Genomic DNA, 344 nt, shown 5'->3' on the forward strand with positions numbered 1-344 from the left:
ATAGGCTCTACTCCGGTATATCGAATCGGTATTGAGCTTGGTTTGTGGAAACGCAATCCGTACGGCCGCAAAGCTGCGGCAACAACTCGCCGGTGTAGTTATCTGCAACTGCGTGTAAATGCTTTAGGACGCAAAGATGCCGCTTTAGCCTGTGGCATTCATCCGCGTAATGCTGCTGATATAGACAAAGGCGTCATTAAGCTTTCCACCGGGCGTGTGCCTTTTGTCCCGGATGGCCCGGATGTGGCGCTGTATAACAGGCTTATGCAGGTACTCGAGTACGTTGATGGTCGCCAAGCAGTTCCAGTCCAGGTTATTTCCCAACAGCGTATCGATAGGCGTAT

1 pseudogene is annotated in these 344 nt (G+C 51.5%); it reads left to right on the plus strand.

Features of this window, described 5'->3' with window-relative positions:
- Positions 1–108: 108 nt before the first annotated feature.
- Positions 109–344, plus strand: a pseudogene (locus QP884_RS11240) (IS30 family transposase); the annotation flags it as partial.

This window comes from Corynebacterium tuberculostearicum, assembly GCF_030229345.1.
Lineage (GTDB): Bacteria > Actinomycetota > Actinomycetes > Mycobacteriales > Mycobacteriaceae > Corynebacterium > Corynebacterium tuberculostearicum_G.